The following is a 23,142-nucleotide window of genomic DNA, read 5'->3' on the forward strand; positions in this document are numbered from 1 at the left end:
GTTTCTTGCAGTCCTGCATCACGCTTTTTCTTATTGCACCTGCCCGGTTGCCGGTGGATCGAACGGGTAGATCCGGCGCCATTCGGTCGCCATGTCCACCACGGTCCAGCCACGGGAATTTGCTTCGTCGAGGGCTTTGTCGAGTCGCCCGATATCGGATTTTCGGTCGTAGGCCCACTCGCGTCTGGCGTCGGTGTGGTGCACCAGCCCCATGAAGCGTTTGCCGGGGCCGGCGGCGGTCCACTGCAGCATCTGCAGGTCGCCGTCGGAATTGCCGAACGCGAGGATCGGCCGTTTGCCGATCACTGCATCAATGCTCTCCGGTTTGCCCGGGCCGTCGTCGTTGTGTGCCAGTTTCCGGGTGCGCAGGATCGAGGCCTGGCCGTCCTTGAACTGGAACGCGGTGACGAACGTGGTGCCGATCACCTGTTCCGGCGGGATGCCGTAAACCTTCTCGGCGAAGGCGCGCATGAAGCCGGTGTCGCCGCCGGAAACGATGTAGGTCTTGAAGTCCTGGCTGCGCAGGTAGTCGAGCATTTCCAGCATCGGCTGGAAGATCATCTCGGTGTAGGGCTTGCCGGTTTTCGGATGTCGAGCCTGGCTCAGCCAGGTCTTGGCGTAATCGTCGAAAGCCTCGGTGGTCATGCCGGTGTGGGTGGCGCCGAAGATCTTGATAATCCCGTCCATGCCGGCGGCGGCCAGGGCCTGATGATCGTTTTCCAGCACGGCTTTGAATGGCTGGGTGGTTTGCCATTCCGGGTGCTGCGGCGCATTGCGCTTGACTTCGTCGAGGGCGAACAGCAACTCGAAATACATCGGCTGCTCGCTCCACAGGGTGCCGTCGTTGTCGAACACGGCAATGCGATCGGCGGGTTTGACGAAATCTTTGCCGGACTGATCGGTGACGGCTTGCACAAACTCGATGATGTGTTTTTTGGCCGGGCCGTCGTTCCATGACGGCAGTGGCTCGCTGGCCTGGGCCAGCAGTGGCAATGCCAGCGCAAACACCAGCGCAAGGCTGAAACGTTGACGCTGCTGCGGTGGATGGGTCATGGGAAATCCCTTTCATGAACGGGGTTGAGCGGGCGCAGGGCCGGAGCCGGTTTGCGCTGCTGTTGGGCGGCCTGACTGTGAAGCGTAGTCAACGATTCATGCAGTTGAGCGAGTGTTTGTGCAGTCTGTGGATCACGTCCATAAAGCCCGCGCAACAGGCCTTGCAGTCGCGGGCCGGCATTCACCAGTTGCAGCCCGAGGCGACTGCGGCGCAGCCACAGATACAAGGCGCTCAATTGCGCCGGTTGAGCCTGCAGTTGCGGGTTGATCTGCTGCCAGGCGAAGTCCGCCGATTGCTCCCAGGCCAGTTGCCGCGCGTGCTTGCGCGCCTGCCATTGGTGCCGGGCGCGCATCAGCGCCGGACGCAGCCAATAACCGACGCCAATACACACGGCGAGTAGCGCCAGCCACAGCAACCAGCGCGTGGAAAAATGCGGGTTGTTGCGGCCGAGCTGCTGGAGATCGTCGGTGATCGAAAACACCGGTTTGTAGGCGCTGTTGGCTGCGGCTTCGAAGGTCACTGCCGGCACGTGCGCAATGCGGCTCTGCTGCGTTTTGACGTCCCACCATTTCACCGCGATGGCCGGCAGGGTGTAGGCGCCAGCCTTGTCGATGCGGTAGGTGACGGCGTCGATGCGCTGACCACCGAGCACGTTGCCGCGGCCGTCATCCAGGTGAGTGACTTGTGGGGTCTGCAGATAACGACTCAGCCCGGCCACGTCAGCCAATGGCGGAACCGGGAGCGCCATCGCCAGTGCGCCATCGGCTTGCAGGATCAGTTGCCGGGTGATGCTGTCACCGGTTTTCAACGGGGTTGCCGAGTTGATCAAGCTTTGGCTCAGGCGCACATCGCTGGCCACCAACGGCGTTTCTCCGGGTTTGAAGCCGGGTGGCTGGGTGGTGCTGAAGTGCAACGGTTGGCTTTGGGCGCTGATCGCTGTGCTGGCCTGACCGGGTGTCGCACTGACCGTCAACGGCGGAATATCGAAGCGGCGGGCGACATTCGGGGTGATCAGGTAGCTGTAGCGCAAGCCGCTGAAGGATTGCCCGTCGATGGTCTGATTCAGGTGTTGGGCCTGGCCGTCCGGCGGCGTGACCAGGGCGCCGTCGAGTTTCAGTTCGGGCAGGGTGGCGGCGCTGGTGAACCAGGTGTCGGTGAGCACGTCGACTTGCAGCTCGAGCAGTCCGCCGACCATCGCGCCTTCGGCGGGTTGCAGGTGCGCCTGGATTTTCAGTTGGGGTTCGGCGGCAGAGGCGTGGATTGTGAACAGGCAACTGGTGAGCAGGGTCAGCAGGGTTGCGGTGATCAGGCGGGCGCCATCGCGAGCAGGCTCACTCCTACAGAAGATTTTCGGCGCACACAAATCCCCTGTAGGAGTGAGCCTGCTCGCGATGGCCGCAACCCGGTTCATGGTCTGGCCCCCGATTGATCCTGCAAACTGAATTTCTGCTTGAGAAACTTCGCCGGCGAGGTGTTCAGGTTTTGCAACCACAACGCATCGGACGTCGCTTGTTCAGTCTCGACCTTTTTGCTCTGGCCCTTGCCCGGCGCCTTGTCGAATTTCACTTCGTCCGGTTTGGTCTCGGGGGCGTTCTTTTCGGCGCTGTCGGTGTCCTTGAGCAACGCCTGCGCCAGCGCCAGATTGGCCGTGGCTTCAGGGAACTGCGGTTGCCGTTGCAAGGCTTGGGTATAGGCGGCGATCGCCTGATCGAACTTGAAGCGCCGCACGTAAATGTTGCCCAGGTAGAACCACGCTTGCGCCGTGTCCAGCCGGGCGAAGGTCGCCAGTGCGAGGTCGTAATCTGCTGCGTGATAGGCCGCCACGCCTTTCCAGTACGGATCGACAAACAGCGCCGCCGCTTGCGGCCAATGCTCATGCTCGGCGGCCCAGCGCCCTTGCTGATCGCGGGTGAAGAACGCGTCGGTCAGTGCGCTGGCCTGGGCGGGTGCAGCAGGCCAGCCAAGGCTTGTGGCCAACAGCAGCGCCGGTACCCAGTTGATGCTCCAGCCCTTGCGCACACCGAGCAGCGCCAACAATAGAAGAGGCCAGCACAGCCAGTAACCGGCGTCTTTCCAGTGCAATTGCTGTTGTTCGGCGCTGGCACTCTGGAAATGTTGTTGCGCGTGCAGCTCAATCCAGTCCAGATCATCGTCGTCGAGGGTGAGGCTGCCCAGCGGCGCGTCAAGGGCGGCGGCCAATTGCTTGAGTGCCGCCGGATCGAAATGGCCGAGCAGCGGACGCCCGTTGCTGTCGACTGCCGGCTGGCCATTGGCGCCCTGAATCACGCCGCCATCCGCGTTGCCCACCGCCAGTACCAGTACCTGCAATTGGCTGTCGTCGAGTTGTTTGCCGAGACCATCGAGCTGTGCAACGTCAGCGCCGTCGGTGATCAACAGCAGGCTGCCCGGGGTTTGCTCGGCGCTGAGCAGGCGTTTGGCCTGCTCGATGACGGCGCTAACGTCCTTGCCCGGTTTGTCGATGAGACCTGTGCCCAGCGCCTGAATGAAGGTGTCGAGCAGCGCCGGATCGTCGGTCGGCGACAACACCAGATGCGCGCTGCCGGCATAGGCGATCAGTGCGGTGCGGGCGCCGGCGCGACGCTGAATCAGGTCGTGGAGTTTGTGCTTGGCCGCTTCCAGGCGCGTCGGTGGCACGTCGCTGGCGTCCATCGATGGCGACAGATCCACGGCGACGATCAGCGGCGCGCGATTCTGCAGAAAGTCCGGGCGATCCTGCTCCCAGGTCGGCCCGGCGGCGGCGAGCGCCCCGAGTGCCAACACCGCGCACAGCCAGTGCACCGGGCGCAGACGCTGCTGATCCGTTGGCGTGACCAGCAGGTGCGGCAGCAAGTGTTCGGCGATGTTGCTGCGCAGCCGCCGTTGCAAGTCGCGGCTGCGGCGCCAGAGCAGCGGCAGCAGCGCGGCGAACAGCGCGAGCAGCAACCACAGCGGGCGTAAAAAGTGGAAGTCGCTGAGATTGATCTCCATCTCAGGCCTCCTGCCGCTGGCGGGCCAGCGCCAGGCGCGGGCGCAGCAGGGCACCGAGGTGATACAGCGCCAACAGCGTCAGCGCCGCGCCCAGCGGCCAATGAAACAACTCGCGTTGCGGCTGATGGCTAAGGGTTTTCACTTGATGCGGCGTGAGGCGATCGAGGGTGCTGTAGACCTGATCCAGTGCCGTACGATCTTCGGCGCGGAAGAACTGCCCGCCAGTGGTTTGGGCGATCTGTTGCAGCCCGCGCAGATTGACCTGCGCCTCGCCGGACGCCGTCGGGTCGCCGATGCCGATGGTGTGAATGACCACGCCTTTGTTGGCGGCCATTTCCGCGGCGTGGTCGGGGGTGATCGCGCTGCTGGTGTCGTTGCCGTCAGTGAGCAGGATCAGCACCTTTTGCTGTTCGTGCGCCTGGTCGAGCAGCTTCAGACTCAAACCGATGGCATCACCGATGGCGGTGTTCGGCCCGGCCATGCCGATGCCGGTATCGGCCAGCAAAAGCGCAAGGCTGGCGTGATCGAGAGTCAGCGGCGCCTGCGGATAGGCACCGCTGCCGAACACGATCAGACCGATGCGGTCATCCTTGCGCTTGGCGATGAAGCCTTGCACCACCTGTTTGACGGCGGCGAGGCGATTGATTTTCTGGCCATCGGCATTGCTGAAATCTTCAGTCTCCATCGATTGCGAGAGGTCGATGGCGAGCATCAGGTCGCGTACCGGTTGCTGGCGTTCGATGGGCTTTTCGACGAACACCGGGCGCGCGGCGGCGAGCAGGATCAACGTCCACACCAGAAGATTGAGCAGCATTTGCCAGGGGTTCTGACGATTGCCGACCCGGCTCGGCGCTTCCCCGACGGCGCGGCTCATGGCGCCGAAAAACGGCACGCGCACGGCGCTGCGCGCCTCCTGATACGCCGGTAGATAACGCAAGGTCAGCCACGGCAATGGCAGCAGGAGCAACAACCACGGGTAATCAAGCTGCCACATGGTGCTGCTCCACCCAATGTTGGCAGGTGTCGAACAGCGCCTGGCGCTGTTCGGCGGGGAGGGCGCGCAAGGTGGCGTCGGGGGCGTAGGCGAGTAGGGCCAGTTGTGCGCTGAAGTCGTCGGGCAGCCTGGTTTTGCAGTGCTGCTGCAGAAAGGCTTGCCACTCATCTTTCCCCAGCGCCGCAGGACTCTGTGGGAGCGGGCTTGCTCGCGAAAGCGCTGTGTCAGGCGCCATCAATGTTGGATGTGCCGACGCCTTCGCGAGCAAGCCCGCTCCCACAGGGGTTGTGTTCCTGTTTCGGGATTGGGTTGGCATCGAAAGGGCCACGCGTTTGAGCAGTTCGGGCAACTCGCGCAGGGCATTGAGATCATCACTGCGCTCACGCAACTGCGCCAGCCGCACCAGCGCTTCGCGCCGATACTGATCCCGTCGCCACTGCACATAACGCCGCACGCCAACCATCAACGCCAGCACAACCAACAACGCCAGCAACAGCCACCAGCCCCAGGTCTGCGGCGCATAACTCACCGGCACCGGCAGGCTCAGCTCCTTGAGCTGGCCGATGTCGGGGATATTCGGGTTCATCGCCGTGGGCCGGCAGACTTGCCAAGCTCGGCGCGCAATTGCGCGTGGGCCTCTTCGGCGGTGCTGAACATCATCAGCGGCACCTGACTGCGGCGCAGCAGGGTGGCGACGTCCTTAAGGCGGCCACCGAGGTAATCGCCCAATGGCTGATGCACGCTGCGTTTCTCGACAGCCAGTTCCACCTGCAATTGGCCTTGGGTGACCAGCAGCCGGCCATCGCTCGGCAGCTTCAAGGCCAGTGGATCGTAGACTTGCAGGGCAATCACGTCGTTGTGCGCGCGCAGTTGCCGCATCAATTGCAAGGTGCGTTCACCCGCCCCGGCGAAGTCGCTGACGATGCAGATCAAATGGTCATGCCCGGCCAGCGCCAGGCACCGCTGCAAAGCCTTGTCCAACTGGTCCTCGTCTTCGGCGTCGGGATTGGCCGCGTTCAGCGCCTGATTCTGTTGCGCCACGCGGCTGAGCAGGGCTTCGACCCGTTTGCGACTGCGCAACGGCGCGATGCAGTCGATGCGCTGATCGTTGAACACCAGACCGCCGACCCGGTCACCGGCGTTGAACACCATCCACGCCGCCAGCGCCGCGAGTTCCGCGGCGAGGGCAGATTTGAAACTGCGTCGCGAGCCGAAGAACATCGACATGCGCTGATCGACCACGATCAATGCCGGGCGGTCGCGCTCTTCAGTAAAAGTGCGAACCACCGGTTTGCCTGTACGCAGGGAAGCGCGCCAGTCGAGGTGGCGCAAATCATCACCAGTCTGATAACGGCGCAGCTCATCGAAGTTCAAACCACGGCCACGCAGGCGCGAGGCATGGTTTCCGGCAAGGATGCTGCCCTGAGGCTGACGCGCCAGAAAACTCAGGTCACGGGCCTTGAATTCCAGCGACATCAATTGCGCCACAGACACGTAGACCAGACCGTCCGTGTTCATGCCGGAATCGCCACTTTATCCAGCAAACGGTCGAGCACCTGATCGGCAGTCACGCCATCCGCGACCGCGTCGTAGCTCAATTGCAGGCGATGACGCAGCACCGGATGCACCACGGCGCGCACGTTATCCGGCGAGACGAAATCCTGGCCCTGCAACCACGCGTCGGCCCGCGCGCAACGATCCAGGCCGATACCGCCCCGGGGACTGGCACCGATGCTGATCCAGCGTCCGAGGTCTTCGTCGTAATCGGCCGGGTGGCGAGTGGCGTTGATCAGGTCGATCAGATAGCGGTCGATGGCCGGTGATACGTGCACCGCGCTGACCTCCTTGCGCGCAGCGAAAATCACTTCCTGTGACAGGCTGAAGCCCTTGCCCGGCGCGGTGTTCGCACCCTGGGCAAACTCTTCGGCGCGCAACAGGCGCAGCACCTGGCTTTCATTGTCGGCGCTGGGGTAATCCAGCAGCACCTTCATCAGGAACCGGTCCATCTGCGCTTCCGGCAATGGATAAGTGCCTTCCTGCTCGATCGGGTTTTGCGTGGCGACCACAATGAACAGCTCCGGCAGCACATGGCTGGTGCCGGCCACGGTAATCTGCCGTTCCTCCATGGCTTCCAGCAGCGCCGCCTGGACCTTGGCCGGGGCGCGATTGATCTCGTCGGCGAGGATCAGATTGCCGAACAGCGGGCCGGGCTGGAAGCGGATCTCGTTTTGCCCGGCGACCTGATGCAGCACTTCGGCGCCGGTGATGTCCGAGGGCAGCAAGTCGGGGGTGAACTGGATGCGGCTCATCTTCGCGTCCAGATGCGTGGCCAGCGCCTTGACCGTGCGCGTCTTGGCCAGCCCCGGCAGGCTTTCCAGCAGCAAGTGCCCGTTGGCCAGCAGGCCGAGGAGGATCTGCCGAATGACCTGATCCTGGCCGAGTACGGCTTCGGCGATGCTCGCTTGCAGGGCATTGAGGTCGGTGAGTGTGGTCATGGGACAGTCCTTTGTGGCCGGTCTAGAAAAACGCCAGGGTCATGTTGACGGCAATTCCGTTGCCTTCAGGGCGGTTCTTGGTGTCGAACTCCGGCACCCAACGCGCACTGATGTTGGCTTGGGCATCGGCGAATTTGCCGCTCCAGGCGACTACCGGCCCGGCGCCGACGGAGCGTCCACGGAAGCCATTCAGGCTGTCGGCGGTCTGCCCTTTGTCGTCGGTGACTTGCTGGATATAACCCGCCGCCAGACCTGCGCTCCAGCCACTGCCGAAGCCGTGAGTCCACAAGGCGTCGAGGGTGAAGATGTTGCCGTTGCGGTAATCGGTGGCGGTGTTTTCGGTGTAGAACTCCAGGCCACTGGACAGGGTGAACTCGCCACCCTTGCCGTCCAGATGGGTGAAGGCCACGGTGGGCATGAACGTGTAATTGTTCTGCCCCGGGTTGGCCAGGCGATTGTCGTTGTAGGCACCGGTCGGCACGTAGATCGGCAGGGACAACGCGATGTGGTTCAATTCGTCGAAGTGGTAGCCGGCGGCAATCGGGGTGACCAGCGCGTCGGCGAACTGAGTCCCGGAATCGCTGGTGCCGAGGGTGCGTCCGCGCGGGCCGGTGATGGCCGCGTCAATGTCGGTGTACTGCACTGGAACGCCGATTGCCGAGGCGAAGTTCCATGGGCCTTTGCCGGTGTCCCAGATGTGCGTCAGGTTGGTCATGGTATAGGAGACTTTCATGTCGATCCCGGCACTGACTTCACCGGAAATCGGCGCGCCACGACTACCCTTGAGCGATCCGTCGTACCAGATGCTGGTCACCGAGACGACCCAGCCCGGTTCGGGCGGGATGATCCCGGCGTTGGAGTACACCTGTTGCCCGGTAATCGGTCGGCCCACGCCGCCCTCGGCTGCATAGAGTTGAGTACTGCCGATCATGCACAGCGCCAGCAGCGGACGCACAACGTAAGGCTTGACCATCACTGGCTCCGTTTATTGTTTTGAGTTGACCGGGTTGAGCAATGGCATCTTCCACTCGCCGCTGGCCACTTCCGGTTTCGGCAGGTACAGGCGCAATACGCCGTAGAACGGCCCGTTCGGTGCCGGCAGCCAGTTGGCCTGCTTGTCCTTGCCGGGATTGTCGTGCTGCACGTAGAGGGTCAGTCCGCCGTCGGCATCGAGCTTCAAGTCGGGCAGCATCCGCGAGTTGATCAGGTAGCGATTGAGCGGATTGGCCACCAGCAATTTGCTCTTGCCGTCATACATGGTCAGCGACCAGAAGGCGTCGGCCGGGGGCAGGGCGCCCTTGTCGAAATGCAGGGTGTAGTCGTGTTTCGCCGCGTCGACCGGTTGGCCGTCCTTGTCAACGAAATAACCGATGTAGTTCGCCTCTTCGGCAGAGTTGCCGAAAATGCCCATGTTGGCGCCGGCGTAGCGATACAGGTAATTGCCCTTGAGGTGATCGCGGGTGCCGAACAGGTCACCGCTGCTGATTTCGTGCGTGTCGACCTTGTCTTTCTTGAACGCGGCGAATTCCGCCTTGGCGTCACTGATGCCGTCTTCAAGAGCCTTGCGTTGCTCGGCGCTGAGCTGTTTCAGATCGAATGGCTGACCGGCACCGATGCCGATTTTGGCGAAGCGTGCGAGCAGGTCTTTTTCGACGTCCTGCGGCGGGGTGAAGGCGAGCATGAAGTTCAGGTAGCGGAACAGCTCCGGGGTTTCACTCATGGTCGGCGTCGGCTTCGGCCAACTGACTTTCGGTGCCGGCGCCGGAGCTTTCTGTTTCACGTATTTGCTCAGCGGCTCGACCTTGTAGCCTTTCTGGATCTGCTTGACCTTGCCCAGATCTTTTTCGTCGAACAGCTGCGTGCGGTACAGCGCGTAGGCGATGTTGCTTTCGCTGCGCACCAGGCGGTCGATGTTGATCGGCTGCTGACCCTGCCAGTCAGGCCCGGCGATCATGAAATGGCCACCGTTATTCCCGGTGCTGCGGGTGCCCAGATAAGCGAAGTTCTGCGTGTAGGCGTCGATCAGTTGTACCGAGTAATAACGGTGCTCTTCGATCGGCGGCAAGGTCAGGATCAGCGGTTCGCTGCGCAAGTCCATCCAGACGAACGAGTAGGGCGTGTCGGCGTTCGGCGTAACGAACGCGGTGTCCTTGGCGGTGAAGGCCTTGGCGGTGTTGCCGATCTGGTTGAACGGTGCCTTGAAGTTCGGGCTCTTGCTGTCCACGGCCTGGGTGTACAGGGTCTTGTACATCTCCACTACCGGGAAGCCATACAGATAAGCGTCCTTGGCGATGCCTCGGGCTTCTTCGGGGCTGGCGCTGAAATCGGCCCAGGCGCTGCTGCTCAAGGCGAGGGTCAGGCCGGTCAGCCATAGATTGCGTGTGTTCATGCGGCGTCTTTATTCATTGCACGACCGTGATGTCGTCGAGTTTCCAGCTCTTGTCGAAATAGGCTTCGGTCGGCGCGTACAGGCGGAAATAGCTGAACCAGTGCTTGCCGGGCACGGTTTGCACCCAGTTGTTTTCGAAGCCTTTGGGCGCGCTTGGGCCGAAGTACAGGTCCACCGAGCCGTCGGCGTTCTTTTTCAAGTCCTGACGCGAAGACAGGTCGGCCTTGCGCTGCGGATTGTCGATCAGGCAACGGCTGTCGATGTCGTACACGGTCATCGACCAGAACTGCTTGGCTGGCGGGTTGGCGCCGACGTGCAGGCGATAGGTCTTGCCGCCGTCGAGCCAGTCACCCTTGGCGTCGGTGTAGGCGCCAAGATAGGTCTGGCCGAGGCCCGGGGTCTTGGAGACCATGCCTTTGGTGTTGGTCACCGCTTCATAAAACCAGGCGCTGCGCTCCCACAACTGGTCGTAATAGGCCACGCGCTGCGACGGTTCGGCGATGTTCAACACCGTGTCCCAATGCCGGTCGGGCCAGTACTGCGCGTCAGGAAAGCGCTTGGCAAAGGTGTTGGCCTTGGCGATCAGTTCACCGACCTGCGCGCCGGACTCCAGGGCCTGACGCTGCCGGGTGTTGGGGTTGAAGGGTTTGTCCTTCTCGATGCCGAGACTGGCGAGCATCGCCATGTAGAAGCGGTCACGTTCATTCACCGGTTCTTTCTGGATGATCTGATGCAGCCGCTGCCAGTAAGCGATGCCGCGCGGCTGGGTGCCCGACCACTTTTTACCGTCAGGCGAAAGCAGGCGGGTCTTGCTCGGCTCGGCGCGTTTGGCGTACGGGTACATCTTGAATTGCTCGACCAGCGCCTTGCCTTTGGCCGGATCCGGATCCAGCACCCGGAAGCCCACCAGCACGTTCATGGTTTCCGATTTGGCCAGGTAATACTTGTCGGCATCGGCCGGTGGCTCCGCGCCCGGCGGCAGCACCAGGTATTTGCCGCCCTGGCCTTTGTCCGGGCCGGTCTGGCCCATGTCGATGATCGCCCGCTGCCAGAAATCGCCGATGCCGCCGGCGGTCGGTCCCGGTGGCAGTTCAATCACCAGCGGCCCGGTTTCGCTGAGGTCGACGAAGCCGAGAATGTACGGCGTGGTGGCATTGGCGGTGATCACGCCGAGCTTGTCTTCGTAGCTGTCGAGCACCAGCAGATCGCCGCTGCGCGCGCCGAGCTTGTCGCGAAATTCTTCCTGCCACTGCGCGTAGGACACCAGCGGCAAGGCCCACAGGTAACTCTGGGTCGCTTGCTGGAAATCCAGCTCGGCGTAGAGTTTGGCGATCGACTCATGGGCCGGCAGTTCGCCCTCCATGGCGATCTTGCCGATACGGGTGTCGAGCTCCTGAGCACCGACGCCGCAGCTGGCGAACAGGGTCATCAGGCTGAAACCGGCGGCGCGTAAAGCGATGTGCATGGCGATGTCCTTATTTTCCGAATGTCACGTTGATCCCGGCGAACAGGGTGAATTGCGGCACGCCATCGCCTTTGCGTTCAACGGTCCACTGCGGTTCGAGAAAGGCGTTGAGAATGTTGCTGCCGGACTTCCAGACCTTGCCCGCACCCAGCCCGATCGGGATGTAGTGAGTGTTGTTCTTCAGGTCGAACGTCCAGGTGCCGGTGGAGCGCAGGTACCAGCCTTTTTCCAGGTTATGAATGATGAACGGCTGCAGGGTTGCGGTTTCGACATGCGCGCGGTCGTGGTCACCGGCGAACGAGCTCTGGTACTGCACCAGCGCACCGAGCAGGCCGCGCGGCGACGAATCGATCGCTACCGCCGCGAGGCCGGCCTGCCACTTGCCGGTGCCCAGTTCGTCCTCGGCAGCGGTCGGCGCGGTGATCTGCGGGCCGATGCCCAACTGCACACCGTCGGTCTTGAGCAGGAAAATGTCGAACAGATTGAGATCGCCGATGCCGGTGCTGTAGCCGCCGTGCGGATCGGGGCGGGTGCTGATCGGCATCGTTGCGCGCAGTAGCTGCGGGACTCCGATGAAATCGTTGGGCGCAATCGGCAACGTGCCGCGCAGCAACGCATCGTTGGTGTGCAGGTTGCTGTCGAACAGCTTTGGCGTGTAGTAATCCTGCAGGTTGGCGCCGGGCGCCAGGTTCAGCGGGTTGTTGCTTTTGTTGGCCTCCTCGGCGTTATTTGCCAGGGCACAAACCACAGGCGCCAGCGAACTCGCCAGCAGCAGGGCGCGAATCCCCAATTTTTTCGACATGATCCCCGTTTCCCTGGTGGCTACTGCATGGACGACCCGGCACTTCTCGGCCGTTGGACGTAATTCCTTTCTTAATCAAGCCTGTAGGACACGTCTGATTCACGCTAGCAGCTAATCGGGAGTTAGCCAGTCGAATGGATTAATTCTTTGGTTTTGTCTACGGCTTCGCAGTCGAGTGGTGAACTGGTCAATCAAATGCGTGTTGTCAGTGCTGACGCTTTCGCGGGCAAGCCACGCTCCCACAGGTATTGAAGCGTTCACAAATCCTGTGACCGACTCGATACCTGTGGGAGCGTGGCTTGCCCGCGATGGCAATTTCAAATTCAACCCGGCATGGGATCAGGCATTTTTCTTCGCTTGCTCGCGAACACGCTCTTCCTGCGCCCGTGCTTCGGGGGTGAATTCGGCGCCGAAATCCTCGGCGGAGAAGATCTGGCGGATTTCGATATCAGAGTCGCCCGGCATCGGGTTCGGGCAGCGCTTGACCCATTCGATGGCTTCTTCTTTCGATTTCACTTCCCAGATCCAGTAGCCGGCTACCAGCTCCTTGGTTTCGATGAACGGGCCGTCGATGACCGTGCGCTTGTCGCCGGAGAAATGCACGCGCGCGCCTTTGCTGCTCGGGTGCAGGCCATCGGCGTCGATGAGGATGCCGGCCTTGACCAGTTCTTCGTTGAAGTTGCCCATGGCGGTGATCAGCTCTTCACTGGGCATGATGCCGGCTTCGGAGTCGGCGCTGGCTTTGACAAGGATCATGAATCGCATGGTGGTTTCTCCAGGGAATGGGGTTGATTCACTGTTTAGTCGAACGGGCAGGGCGTGAATCGACACGTCTCTGAATAAAAGATGCAGTCCGGCGTTTTAACAAGCAGCAAAAGCACTACAGACCACACGGATCCTCTGTAGGAGTGAGCCTGCTCGCGATGGCGTCATTTCAGTTAGCGAATAGCTGCCTGATACACCGCCATCGCGAGCAGGCTCACTCCTACAGAGGATCGTTGCGCGGTTGTATACAATTTTTTGCGCAGGCCCCTGACAATTTTCTGTCAGGGCATAGGTCGTCGGACAATTTCGTGGTTAACTTCGGCCTCTTGCATGCTCAATAACCACGTTAAGAAGGACTAAAGTCATGGCTCAAGTCACCCTCAAAGGCAACCCGGTTCAAGTCAACGGCCAGTTGCCACAAGCCGGTTCCAAGGCGCCAGCCTTTTCCCTGGTTGCCGGCAATCTGTCCGACGTCACCCTGAAAGACTTTGCCGGCAAGCGCAAAGTGCTGAACATCTTCCCAAGCGTTGATACCCCGACCTGCGCCACTTCGGTACGCAAGTTCAACGCTCAGGCCAACGAACTGGCCAACACCGTGGTGCTGTGCATCTCGGCTGACCTGCCATTCGCCCAGGCCCGTTTCTGCGGCGCCGAAGGTCTGGAAAACGTGCAGAACCTGTCGACCCTGCGCGGTGCCGAATTCATCGAAAACTACGGCGTAGCCATCGCTGACGGCCCGCTCAAAGGGCTGACCGCCCGCGCCGTGGTGGTGCTGGACGAGAACGACAACGTGCTGCACAGCGAACTGGTCAAGGAAATCGCTGAAGAGCCGAACTACGACGCAGCACTCGCCGTTCTGAAATAAGCGCTTTTACAATTGTTAACGGCCTGGCCCTGTCCAGGCCGTTTTCATTTGTGTATCAGTGTTTTGCCTCACACCTTGAAACGTAAGTTGAAGGTAAATTGCCGGTAAAGCTGCTTTGCTTAAATCCCATCAGTGCTTATCGTTCAGCCTCCCGTAAAAGAAGCCCACGCGCCCAATGGTTAATCAATCCATGCAATCGTCCCCTCGCAATTCCCGTCGCTGGCTGATCAGCCTGCTCGTCCTGTTGGTCATCGCCGTTCTGTGCTGGAAATTCTGGCCCGCCGGTTCGGCCCACAAGGAGGGCGCCGACAAGGCTGCGAGCGGCCATGCCGGACGTTCGGGAATGATGCGGCCGGGCTTCGGCGGCGCGGCCGGGCCGATTCCGGTGCGGGTGGCGCCGGCGGTCACGGGGGACTTCCCGCTGTATTACAAGGCGCTGGGTACGGTGACCGCGCTCAACACCATCAATGTGCGCAGCCGGGTCGGCGGTGAACTGGTGAAGATCAACTTCGAGGAAGGGCAGATGGTCAAGGCTGGCGACCTGCTGGCAGAGATCGATCCGCGTCCGTACCAGAACGCCTTGCTCCAGGCTGAAGGCACCTTGCTGCAGAATCAGGCGCAGTTGAAAAACGCTCAGGTCGATGTCGAGCGTTATCGCGGTCTGTACAAGGAAGACAGCATCGCCAAGCAGACCCTGGACACCGCCGAAGCGCTGGTCGGCCAGTACCTGGGCACGGTCAAGACCAATCAGGCGGCGGTCAACGACGCCAAGCTCAATCTCGAATTCACCAAGATCCGCGCACCGATTGCCGGTCGCGTCGGTCTGCGTCAGGTCGACGTCGGCAACCTCGTCGCCGCCAACGACACCACGTTCCTTGCGGTGATTACTCAGACCCAACCGATCAGCGTGGTCTTCACCTTGCCGGAAAACAGCCTCGAAACCGTATTGGCTCGCTACCACAGCGGCGCCAAACTGCCGGCCGAGGCATGGGATCGCGGCGATACCAAGATCCAGGCCAGCGGCGTGCTGCAAAGCCTCGACAACCAGATCGACGTCGCCACCGGCACCCTGAAATTCAAGGCCCGTTACGATAACCGCGACCAGTCGCTGTTCCCCAATCAGTTCGTCAACGTCCATCTGCTGGCCGACACCCTCAAAGGCGTGGTACTGGCACCGTCGGCGGCGATTCAGTTCGGCACCAACGGCACTTTCGTTTACGCGTTGGACGGCGACAAGAAAGTCACCATCCGCCAACTGAAGATCGGCGCCAGTGACGGCACCAACACCGTGGTCACCGAAGGCCTCGCCGCGGGCGATCGCGTGGTGCTGGAAGGCACCGACCGCCTGAAGGAAGGCAGCGAAGTGGAAGTGGTCAACGACAGCAATGACGTGCCGACCACCCCGACCGGGCACCTGCAAGGCAAACCCGCCGCCAGTGCGCCGGACGCCGCTGCGGCTGACAAGGCCAAGAAGGGCGCATGAACATTTCGCGGCTGTTCATCCTCCGTCCGGTAGCCACCACCCTGAGCATGCTGGCCATTGTTCTGGCCGGCCTGATTGCTTATCGCCTGCTGCCGGTCTCGGCATTGCCGCAGGTCGATTATCCGACCATTCGCGTCATGACCCTGTACCCCGGCGCCAGTCCGGACGTGATGACCAGTGCCGTCACCGCGCCGCTCGAACGCCAGTTCGGGCAGATGCCGGGCCTGACGCAAATGGCCTCGACCAGTTCCGGCGGCGCTTCGGTGCTGACCCTGCGCTTCAGCCTCGACATCAACATGGACGTCGCCGAACAGCAGGTGCAGGCCGCGATCAACGCCGCGACCAACCTGCTGCCGACCGACTTGCCGGCGCCGCCGGTGTACAACAAGGTCAACCCGGCGGATACCCCGGTGCTGACCCTGGCGATCACCTCGAAAACCATGCTCCTGCCCAAGCTCAATGATCTGGTCGATACGCGCATGGCGCAGAAGATCGCCCAGATCAGCGGCGTCGGCATGGTCAGCATTGCCGGCGGCCAGCGGCAGGCGGTGCGGATCAAGGTCAACCCGGAAGCCCTCGCGGCGAACAGCCTGAACCTGGAAGACGTGCGCACGCTGATTGGCGCGTCCAACGTCAACCAGCCGAAAGGTAACTTCGACGGCCCGACCCGGGTCTCGATGCTCGATGCCAACGACCAGCTGACGTCGCCCAAGGACTACGCCAACCTGATCCTCGCCTACAAGAACGGCGCGCCGTTGCGTCTGAAGGATGTGGCGGAAATCGTCGACGGCGCGGAGAACGAACGTCTCGCCGCGTGGGCCAACCAGAATCAGGCAGTGCTGCTCAATATCCAGCGTCAGCCGGGCGCCAACGTGATCGAGGTGGTCGACCGGATCAAGGCGTTGCTGCCGAGCATCACCGACAACCTGCCGGCCGGGCTCGATGTCACCGTACTCACCGACCGCACCCAGACCATCCGCGCCTCGGTGACTGACGTGCAGCACGAACTGCTGATCGCCATTGCGCTGGTGGTGATGGTGACGTTCCTGTTTTTGCGGCGTGCCAGCGCGACGATCATCCCGTCGGTGGCGGTGCCGCTGTCGCTGATTGGTACGTTTGGTGTGATGTATCTCGCCGGGTTCTCGGTCAACAACCTGACCTTGATGGCCCTGACCATCGCCACCGGTTTTGTGGTCGACGATGCGATCGTGATGCTGGAAAACATCGCGCGCTTCATCGAGGAGGGTGACAGCCCGATGCAGGCGGCGCTCAAAGGCGCGAAGCAGATCGGCTTCACCCTGATCTCCCTGACCCTGTCGCTGATCGCGGTACTGATTCCACTGCTGTTCATGGCTGACGTGGTCGGACGGCTGTTCCGCGAGTTCGCCATCACTCTGGCGGTAGCGATCCTGATTTCCCTGGTGGTCTCGCTAACTCTGACGCCGATGATGTGCGCGCGCTTGCTCAAACGTGAGCCGGAAGCCCACGAGCAGGGCCGCTTCTACCGGGCCAGCGGCGGCTTCATCGACTGGATGATCGCCGCCTACGGGCGCAAGTTGCAGTGGGTGCTCAAACACCAGCCGCTGACCCTGTTGGTGGCTATCGGTACGCTGGCGCTGACCGTGTTCCTTTATATGGTGGTGCCCAAGGGCTTTTTCCCGGTGCAGGACACCGGGGTGATCCAGGGCATTTCCGAGGCGCCGCAGTCGATTTCCTTCGCCGCCATGGGCGAGCGCCAGCAGGCGCTGGCCAAGGTGATTCTCGAAGATCCGGCGGTGGAGAGCCTGTCGTCCTACATCGGTGTCGACGGCGACAACGCCACGCTCAACAGCGGTCGCTTGCTGATCAACCTCAAACCCCACGGCCAGCGTGACCTGAGCGCCACCGAGGTGATCGCGCGCCTGCAACCGCAACTGGACAAACTGGTCGGTATCCGCCTGTTCATGCAGCCGGTGCAGGATCTGACCATCGAGGATCGGGTCAGCCGCACCCAGTACCAGTTCAGCATGTCCTCACCGGATGCCGAGCTGCTCAGCCAGTGGAGCGGGCGTCTGGTCGAGGCTTTGGCCCAGCGTCCGGAGCTGACCGACGTCGCCAGCGACTTGCAGGACAAGGGCTTGCAGGTCTATCTGGTGATCGACCGCGATGCGGCTTCGCGCCTCGGTGTTTCGGTGCAGAACATCACCGATGCGCTGTATGACGCCTTCGGCCAGCGGCAAATCTCGACCATTTATACCCAGGCCAGCCAGTACCGCGTGGTGCTGCAGGCGCAGGCCGGGGAGAAGATCGGCCCGGCGGCGCTGGATCAGATTCACGTCAAGACCACTGACGGTGCGCAGGTGCGTCTGTCGAGCCTGGCCCATGTCGAAGAGCGTCAGGCGCAACTGGCAATCACCCACATCGGTCAGTTCCCGGCGGTGATGATGTCGTTCAACCTCGCACCCGGTGTGGCGCTGGGACATGCGGTGGACATCATCGATCAGGTGCAGAAGGACATCGGCATGCCGATTGGTGTGCAGACCCAGTTCCAGGGCGCGGCCGAAGCGTTCCAGGCGTCGCTGTCGAGCACCTTGCTGCTGATTCTGGCGGCGGTCGTGACCATGTACATCGTGCTCGGCGTGCTTTACGAAAGTTACATCCACCCGATCACCATTCTCTCGACCTTGCCGTCGGCGGCGGTCGGCGCCTTGCTCGCGTTGCTGCTCAGCGGCAATGATCTGGGCATGATCGCGATCATCGGCATCATCCTGTTGATCGGTATCGTCAAGAAAAACGCGATCATGATGATCGACTTCGCCCTCGACGCCGAACGCACCCAGGGCATGGCGCCGGAGCAGGCGATCTATCAGGCGGCGCTGCTGCGCTTCCGGCCGATTCTGATGACCACTCTGGCAGCGTTGTTCGGCGCCGTGCCGTTGATGCTCGCCACCGGTTCCGGGGCTGAGTTGCGTCAACCACTGGGTCTGGTGATGGTCGGCGGCTTGCTGGTGAGCCAGGTGCTGACCCTGTTCACCACGCCGGTGATCTACCTGTATTTCGACCGCCTCGGTCGGCGCTTTGGCAAGACCAATGCCGACCGTGATGAGGTGGTTGTATGAATTTGCAGCACCTCATCCACTGTGGGAGCGAGCCTGCTCGCGAAAGCGCTGGATCAGTCACCATCAACGTTGAATGTCAGACCGTATTCGCGAGCAGGCTCGCTCCCACAGTGGGTAGGTGTGTGGATGGGGATTGCGGTCAATGAACCTCTCCGGTCCTTTCATCAAGCGCCCGGTCGCGACCATGCTCCTGAGTCTGGCGATCATGCTGCTGGGCGGTGTCAGTTTCGGCCTGTTGCCGGTATCGCCGCTGCCGCAAATGGATTTCCCGGTGATCGTGGTCCAGGCCAGTCTGCCCGGCGCCAGTCCCGAGGTGATGGCGTCCACGGTGGCGACGCCGCTGGAGCGTTCGTTCGGGGCGATTGCCGGTGTCAACACCATGAGCAGCCGCTCCAGCCAGGGTTCGACCCGGGTCATTCTGCAATTCGACCTCGACCGTGATATCAACGGCGCGGCGCGGGAAGTGCAGGCGGCGATCAACGCTTCACGCAACCTGTTGCCGAGCGGGATGCGCAGCATGCCGACCTACAAGAAGGTCAACCCGTCGCAGGCACCGATCATGGTGCTGTCGCTGACCTCGGATGTGCTGGAAAAAGGCCAGCTCTACGACCTGGCCTCGACCATCCTCTCGCAGAGCCTGTCCCAGGTGCAGGGCGTAGGTGAAGTGCAGATCGGCGGCAGTTCGCTGCCGGCGGTGCGTATCGAACTTGAACCGCAGGCGCTGAACCAGTACGGCGTGGCGCTCGACGATGTGCGTAAGACCATCGCCGGGGCCAACGTGCGCCGGCCCAAGGGCTCGGTCGAAGACGGCGAGCGCCTGTGGCAGATCCAGGCCAACGACCAGTTGGAGAAAGCCAAGGAATACGAGTCGCTGATCATCCATTACAAGGACGGTGCGGCCCTGCGTCTGAAAGACGTGGCCAAAGTCAGCGACGGCGTCGAAGACCGTTACAACAGCGGTTTCTTCAACGATGACGCGGCGGTGCTGTTGGTGATCAACCGCCAGGCCGGCGCCAACATCATCGAGACGGTCAACGAGATCAAGGCGCAGTTGCCGGCGTTGCAGGCGGTACTGCCGGCCAGCGTCAAGCTGAACCTGGCGATGGATCGCTCGCCGGTGATCAAGGCCACGCTGCACGAAGCGGAAATGACCCTGCTGATCGCCGTGGCGCTGGTGATTCTGGTGGTGTTCCTGTTTCTCGGTAATTTCCGCGCCTCGCTGATTCCGACGTTGGCGGTGCCGGTGTCGCTGGTCGGCACCTTTGCGGTGATGTACCTCTATGGCTTCTCGCTGAACAACTTGTCGCTGATGGCGCTGATTCTGGCTACCGGACTGGTGGTGGACGATGCCATCGTGGTGCTGGAGAACATTTCCCGGCACATCGACGAAGGCGTGAAACCGATGCAGGCCGCCTATCTCGGGGCCAAGGAAGTCGGTTTCACACTGCTGTCGATGAACGTGTCGCTGGTGGCGGTGTTCCTGTCGATCCTGTTCATGGGCGGGATTGTCGAGAGCCTGTTCCGCGAGTTTTCCATCACCCTGGCAGCAGCCATCGTGGTCTCGCTGGTGGTCTCGCTGACCCTGACGCCAATGCTCTGCGCGCGCTGGCTCAAGCCGCACACGCCGGGCCAGGAAAACCGCCTGCAACGCTGGAGCCGTCGCGCCAACGACTGGATGGTCGGCAAATACGCGACCAGCCTCGATTGGGTGCTGCGCCACCGCCGTCTGACTTTGCTCAGCCTGATCATTACGGTCGGGGTCAACGTCGCGCTGTACGTGGTGGTGCCGAAGACCTTCATGCCGCAGCAGGACACCGGCCAGTTGATCGGTTTCGTCCGGGGTGACGACGGTCTGTCGTTCAGCGTGATGCAGCCGAAAATGGAAACCTTCCGCCGTGCCGTGCTCAAGGACGAAGCAGTGGAAAGCGTCGCCGGGTTCATCGGCGGCACCAACGGCACCAATAACGCGTTCATGCTGGTGCGCCTGAAGCCGATCAAGGAGCGCAACCTGTCGGCGCAGAAAGTCATCGAACGCTTGCGTAAGGAAATGCCCAAGGTGCCCGGCGCCCAGTTGATGCTGATGGCGGATCAGGATCTGCAATTCGGCGGTGGTCGCGAGCAGACCACCTCGCAATACAGCTACATCCTGCAAAGCGGCGATCTGGGGGCGTTGCGCGAGTGGTACCCGAAAGTGGTGACCGCGCTGCGCGCACTGCCGGAGCTGACGGCGATCGACGCCCGCGAAGGACGCGGCGCACAGCAGGTGACGTTGATTGTCGACCGTGATCAGGCCAAGCGCCTGGGAGTCGACATGAACATGGTCACGGCGGTGTTGAACAACGCCTACAGCCAGCGGCAGATTTCGACGATCTACGACAGCCTCAACCAGTATCAGGTAGTGATGGAGGTCAATCCGAAATACGCGCAGGATCCGGTGACGCTCAATCAGGTGCAGGTGATTACCGCTGACGGTGCGCGGATTCCGTTGTCGACCATCGCCCATTACGAAAACAGCCTGGAAGACGACCGCGTCAGCCACGAAGGCCAGTTCGCCTCCGAAAGCATCGCGTTCGACATGGCTGAAGGCGTGACCGTGGAGCAGGGCAGTGCTGCGATCGAGCGGGCGATTGCCAAGGTCGGTCTGCCGGAAGACGTGATCGCGAAAATGGCCGGCACCGCCGATGCCTTTGCCGCGACGCAGAAGAGTCAGCCGTTCATGATCCTCGGTGCGCTGCTCGCGGTGTATCTGGTGCTGGGTGTGCTGTATGAAAGCTACATTCACCCGTTGACGATTCTCTCGACCTTGCCGTCGGCCGGGGTCGGTGCGCTGTTGTCGATCTATGCGCTGGGCGGCGAGTTCAGCCTGATCTCCCTGCTCGGCTTGTTCCTGCTGATCGGGGTGGTGAAGAAAAACGCGATCCTGATGATCGACCTGGCGCTGCAACTGGAACGCCATCAGGGCCTGTCGCCGCTGGAGTCGATCCGCAGCGCCTGCCTGCAACGGCTGCGGCCGATTCTGATGACCACCCTGGCGGCGATCCTCGGCGCCTTGCCGTTGCTGCTCGGCCGCGCGGAAGGCGCAGAAATGCGCCAGCCGTTGGGCCTGACCATTATCGGCGGCCTGATCTTCAGCCAGGTATTGACCCTTTACACCACGCCTGTGGTTTACCTCTATCTCGACAAGCTGCGCCACCGCTTCAACAAGTGGCGTGGCGTGCGTACTGACGCCGCTCTGGAAACTCCGCTATGACTGACCGTTCGCTTCTCAATCTGGCCACTGCGCGCGGCTCGCGCCTGTTGAGCCTGTCGCTGTGCGTGGCGATGCTCAGTGCCTGCGCCGTCGGCCCGGACTATCAGCGTCCGCAGACCGCCGAGGTCGCGCAATACAAGGAGGCCAAGGGCTGGCGTCAGGCCAATCCGAGCGATTCGCTGGCGCGCGGCGCCTGGTGGGAGTTGTACGGCGATCAGCAGCTCAATGGCCTGATCGAAAAACTTAACAGTTCCAACCAAACCGTCGCGCAATCCGAAGCCCAGTTCCGTCAGGCCCAGGCTTTGGTGCGCAGTGCCCGTGGGGCGTTTTATCCCAGTGTCGACCTGAGCGTGGGCAAGACCCGGTCGAGCCAAGGCACCGGCAGCAGCTCAAGCCTGAGCAGTTCGGCCAGCGGTATTCGCGATACCTACAACGCGCAGTTGGGCGTGAGTTGGGAAGCGGATATCTGGGGCAAATTGCGCCGAGGCCTGGAAGCCAACGAGGCCAGCGCCCAGGCGAGCTTCGCCGATCTGGCCGCGATGCGCCTGAGCCAGCAGTCGGAGCTGGTGCAGAATTACTTGCAATTACGGGTTATCGATCAGCAGAAGCGTCTGCTCGAAGCCACCGTCGCGGCCTACGAAAAATCCCTGCAAATGACCCAGAACCAGTACCGCGCGGGGATTTCCGGGCGTGATGCGGTGGCGCAGGCGCAGACCCAGTTGAAAACCACTCAGGCCGATCTGGTCGACCTGATCTGGCAGCGGGCGCAGTTTGAAAATGCCATCGCCGTGCTCACCGGGCAGGCGCCGGCCGAGTTCAGCATTGCCGAAACGCAGAACATTCCAAATCTGCCGCAGATTCCCCTCAGCCTGCCGTCGCAGTTGCTGGAGCGACGTCCGGACATTGCCTCGGCGGAACGCTCGGTGATCGCCGCCAACGCCAATATTGGCGTGGCGAAAGCGGCGTACTACCCCGATCTGACCTTGAGCATGAGCGGCGGCTACAGCAGCAGTACCTCGAAAAATCTTTTAACGCTGCCGAACCGTTTCTGGTCGGTCGGGCCGAAACTGGATTTGCCGATATTCGACGGTGGTATTCGTTCGGCCGAGGTTGACCGTACCGAGGCGGTGTATGACCAGACCGTTGCCAAGTATCGCCAGACCGTACTCGATGGCTTCCGTGAAGTGGAAAACTATCTGGTGCAACTGAAGGTGTATGAAGACGAGGCGGCGGTGCGTCAGGAAGCACTGGATGCTGCACGCGACTCGCTGCGCCTGACCCAGAACCAGTACAAGGCCGGGTTGATTGCCTACATCGATGTGGTTGTGGTGCAAGCCACGGCGCTGAGCAACGAGCGAACTGTGCTGAACATTCTGCAGAACCGCTTGATCGCCAGTGTGCAATTGATTGCGGCGCTGGGTGGCGGCTGGGACGGACAACTCGATGTCAGCGACAATCGCTGATCCGTTAGAGCGAGCCTGCTCGCGAAGGCGT

17 protein-coding genes are annotated in these 23,142 nt (G+C 61.9%); 5 read left to right on the forward strand and 12 right to left on the reverse strand.

The annotated features are described in order from the left end of the window. Positions 1-30 precede the first annotated feature (30 nt). From AC3WMV_RS21170 to AC3WMV_RS21225, 12 genes are all read right to left on the reverse strand, one after another. The gene (locus AC3WMV_RS21170) at positions 31-1,053 is read right to left on the reverse strand and encodes an HAD family hydrolase (RefSeq protein ID WP_103367471.1); all 1,023 of its coding nucleotides are present in this window, start codon (positions 1,051-1,053) and stop codon (positions 31-33) included. Then, on the reverse strand, positions 1,050-2,465 hold the full coding sequence (locus AC3WMV_RS21175) for a BatD family protein (protein WP_103367470.1): 1,416 nt from the start codon (positions 2,463-2,465) through the stop codon (positions 1,050-1,052). Before AC3WMV_RS21175 ends, AC3WMV_RS21170 begins: the two co-directional genes overlap by 4 nt. After that, on the reverse strand, positions 2,462-4,042 hold the full coding sequence (locus tag AC3WMV_RS21180) for a VWA domain-containing protein (protein ID WP_103367469.1): 1,581 nt from the start codon (positions 4,040-4,042) through the stop codon (positions 2,462-2,464). Before AC3WMV_RS21180 ends, AC3WMV_RS21175 begins: the two co-directional genes overlap by 4 nt. Before the next feature lies 1 nt (position 4,043). Then, complete coding sequence (locus AC3WMV_RS21185) at positions 4,044-5,036, reverse strand: vWA domain-containing protein (RefSeq protein WP_103367468.1); 993 nt, start codon at positions 5,034-5,036, stop codon at positions 4,044-4,046. Beyond that, on the reverse strand, positions 5,023-5,622 hold the full coding sequence (locus AC3WMV_RS21190; protein ID WP_492561399.1) for a DUF4381 domain-containing protein: 600 nt from the start codon (positions 5,620-5,622) through the stop codon (positions 5,023-5,025). The genes AC3WMV_RS21185 and AC3WMV_RS21190 overlap by 14 nt, the downstream gene beginning before the upstream one ends. Then, positions 5,619-6,554, reverse strand: a complete 936-nt coding sequence (locus AC3WMV_RS21195) for a DUF58 domain-containing protein (RefSeq protein ID WP_103367466.1) — start codon at positions 6,552-6,554, stop codon at positions 5,619-5,621. Before AC3WMV_RS21195 ends, AC3WMV_RS21190 begins: the two co-directional genes overlap by 4 nt. Further along, a complete protein-coding gene (locus AC3WMV_RS21200; RefSeq protein WP_027613737.1) occupies positions 6,551-7,531 on the reverse strand; it encodes an AAA family ATPase in 981 nt (326 codons plus the stop codon). Before AC3WMV_RS21200 ends, AC3WMV_RS21195 begins: the two co-directional genes overlap by 4 nt. A 22-nt stretch (positions 7,532-7,553) precedes the next feature. Beyond that, positions 7,554-8,504 carry a SphA family protein gene (locus AC3WMV_RS21205; protein WP_096797335.1) on the reverse strand — a complete coding sequence of 317 codons (951 nt, stop codon included), beginning with the start codon at positions 8,502-8,504 and terminating at the stop codon, positions 7,554-7,556. Positions 8,505-8,516: 12 nt separating this feature from the next. Continuing rightward, a complete protein-coding gene (locus tag AC3WMV_RS21210; protein WP_103367465.1) occupies positions 8,517-9,920 on the reverse strand; it encodes a DUF1254 domain-containing protein in 1,404 nt (467 codons plus the stop codon). A gap of 13 nt (positions 9,921-9,933) precedes the next feature. After that, the gene (locus AC3WMV_RS21215) at positions 9,934-11,385 is read right to left on the reverse strand and encodes a DUF1254 domain-containing protein (RefSeq protein WP_103367464.1); all 1,452 of its coding nucleotides are present in this window, start codon (positions 11,383-11,385) and stop codon (positions 9,934-9,936) included. 10 nt (positions 11,386-11,395) lie between these two features. Then, on the reverse strand, positions 11,396-12,187 hold the full coding sequence (locus AC3WMV_RS21220) for a hypothetical protein (protein ID WP_103367463.1): 792 nt from the start codon (positions 12,185-12,187) through the stop codon (positions 11,396-11,398). Between the two features lie 339 nt (positions 12,188-12,526). Further along, entirely contained in the window at positions 12,527-12,952 is a 426-nt protein-coding gene (locus tag AC3WMV_RS21225) for a YciI family protein (protein WP_096797339.1), read from the reverse strand. A 364-nt stretch (positions 12,953-13,316) separates the two neighbouring features. On the opposite strand from AC3WMV_RS21225, the gene tpx reads away from it, so the two are divergent. The 5 genes from tpx (at position 13,317) to AC3WMV_RS21250 (ending at position 23,111) form a co-directional block, all read left to right on the forward strand. Next, positions 13,317-13,817 carry a thiol peroxidase gene (gene tpx / locus AC3WMV_RS21230; RefSeq protein ID WP_007968505.1) on the forward strand — a complete coding sequence of 167 codons (501 nt, stop codon included), beginning with the start codon at positions 13,317-13,319 and terminating at the stop codon, positions 13,815-13,817. Positions 13,818-13,992: 175 nt separating this feature from the next. After that, positions 13,993-15,300 (forward strand): MdtA/MuxA family multidrug efflux RND transporter periplasmic adaptor subunit, encoded by a 1,308-nt coding sequence (locus AC3WMV_RS21235; protein WP_027613731.1) that lies wholly within the window; start codon positions 13,993-13,995, stop codon positions 15,298-15,300. Next, positions 15,297-18,398: an MdtB/MuxB family multidrug efflux RND transporter permease subunit gene (locus tag AC3WMV_RS21240; protein WP_103367462.1), complete on the forward strand. Its 3,102-nt coding sequence runs from the start codon at positions 15,297-15,299 to the stop codon at positions 18,396-18,398. The genes AC3WMV_RS21235 and AC3WMV_RS21240 overlap by 4 nt, the downstream gene beginning before the upstream one ends. 142 nt (positions 18,399-18,540) lie before the next feature. Further along, entirely contained in the window at positions 18,541-21,648 is a 3,108-nt protein-coding gene (locus tag AC3WMV_RS21245) for an efflux RND transporter permease subunit (RefSeq protein ID WP_103367461.1), read from the forward strand. Then, positions 21,645-23,111 (forward strand): efflux transporter outer membrane subunit, encoded by a 1,467-nt coding sequence (locus AC3WMV_RS21250; protein WP_103367460.1) that lies wholly within the window; start codon positions 21,645-21,647, stop codon positions 23,109-23,111. The genes AC3WMV_RS21245 and AC3WMV_RS21250 overlap by 4 nt, the downstream gene beginning before the upstream one ends. Positions 23,112-23,142 lie beyond the last annotated feature (31 nt).

The organism is Pseudomonas sp. FW305-3-2-15-E-TSA4 (assembly GCF_058787295.1).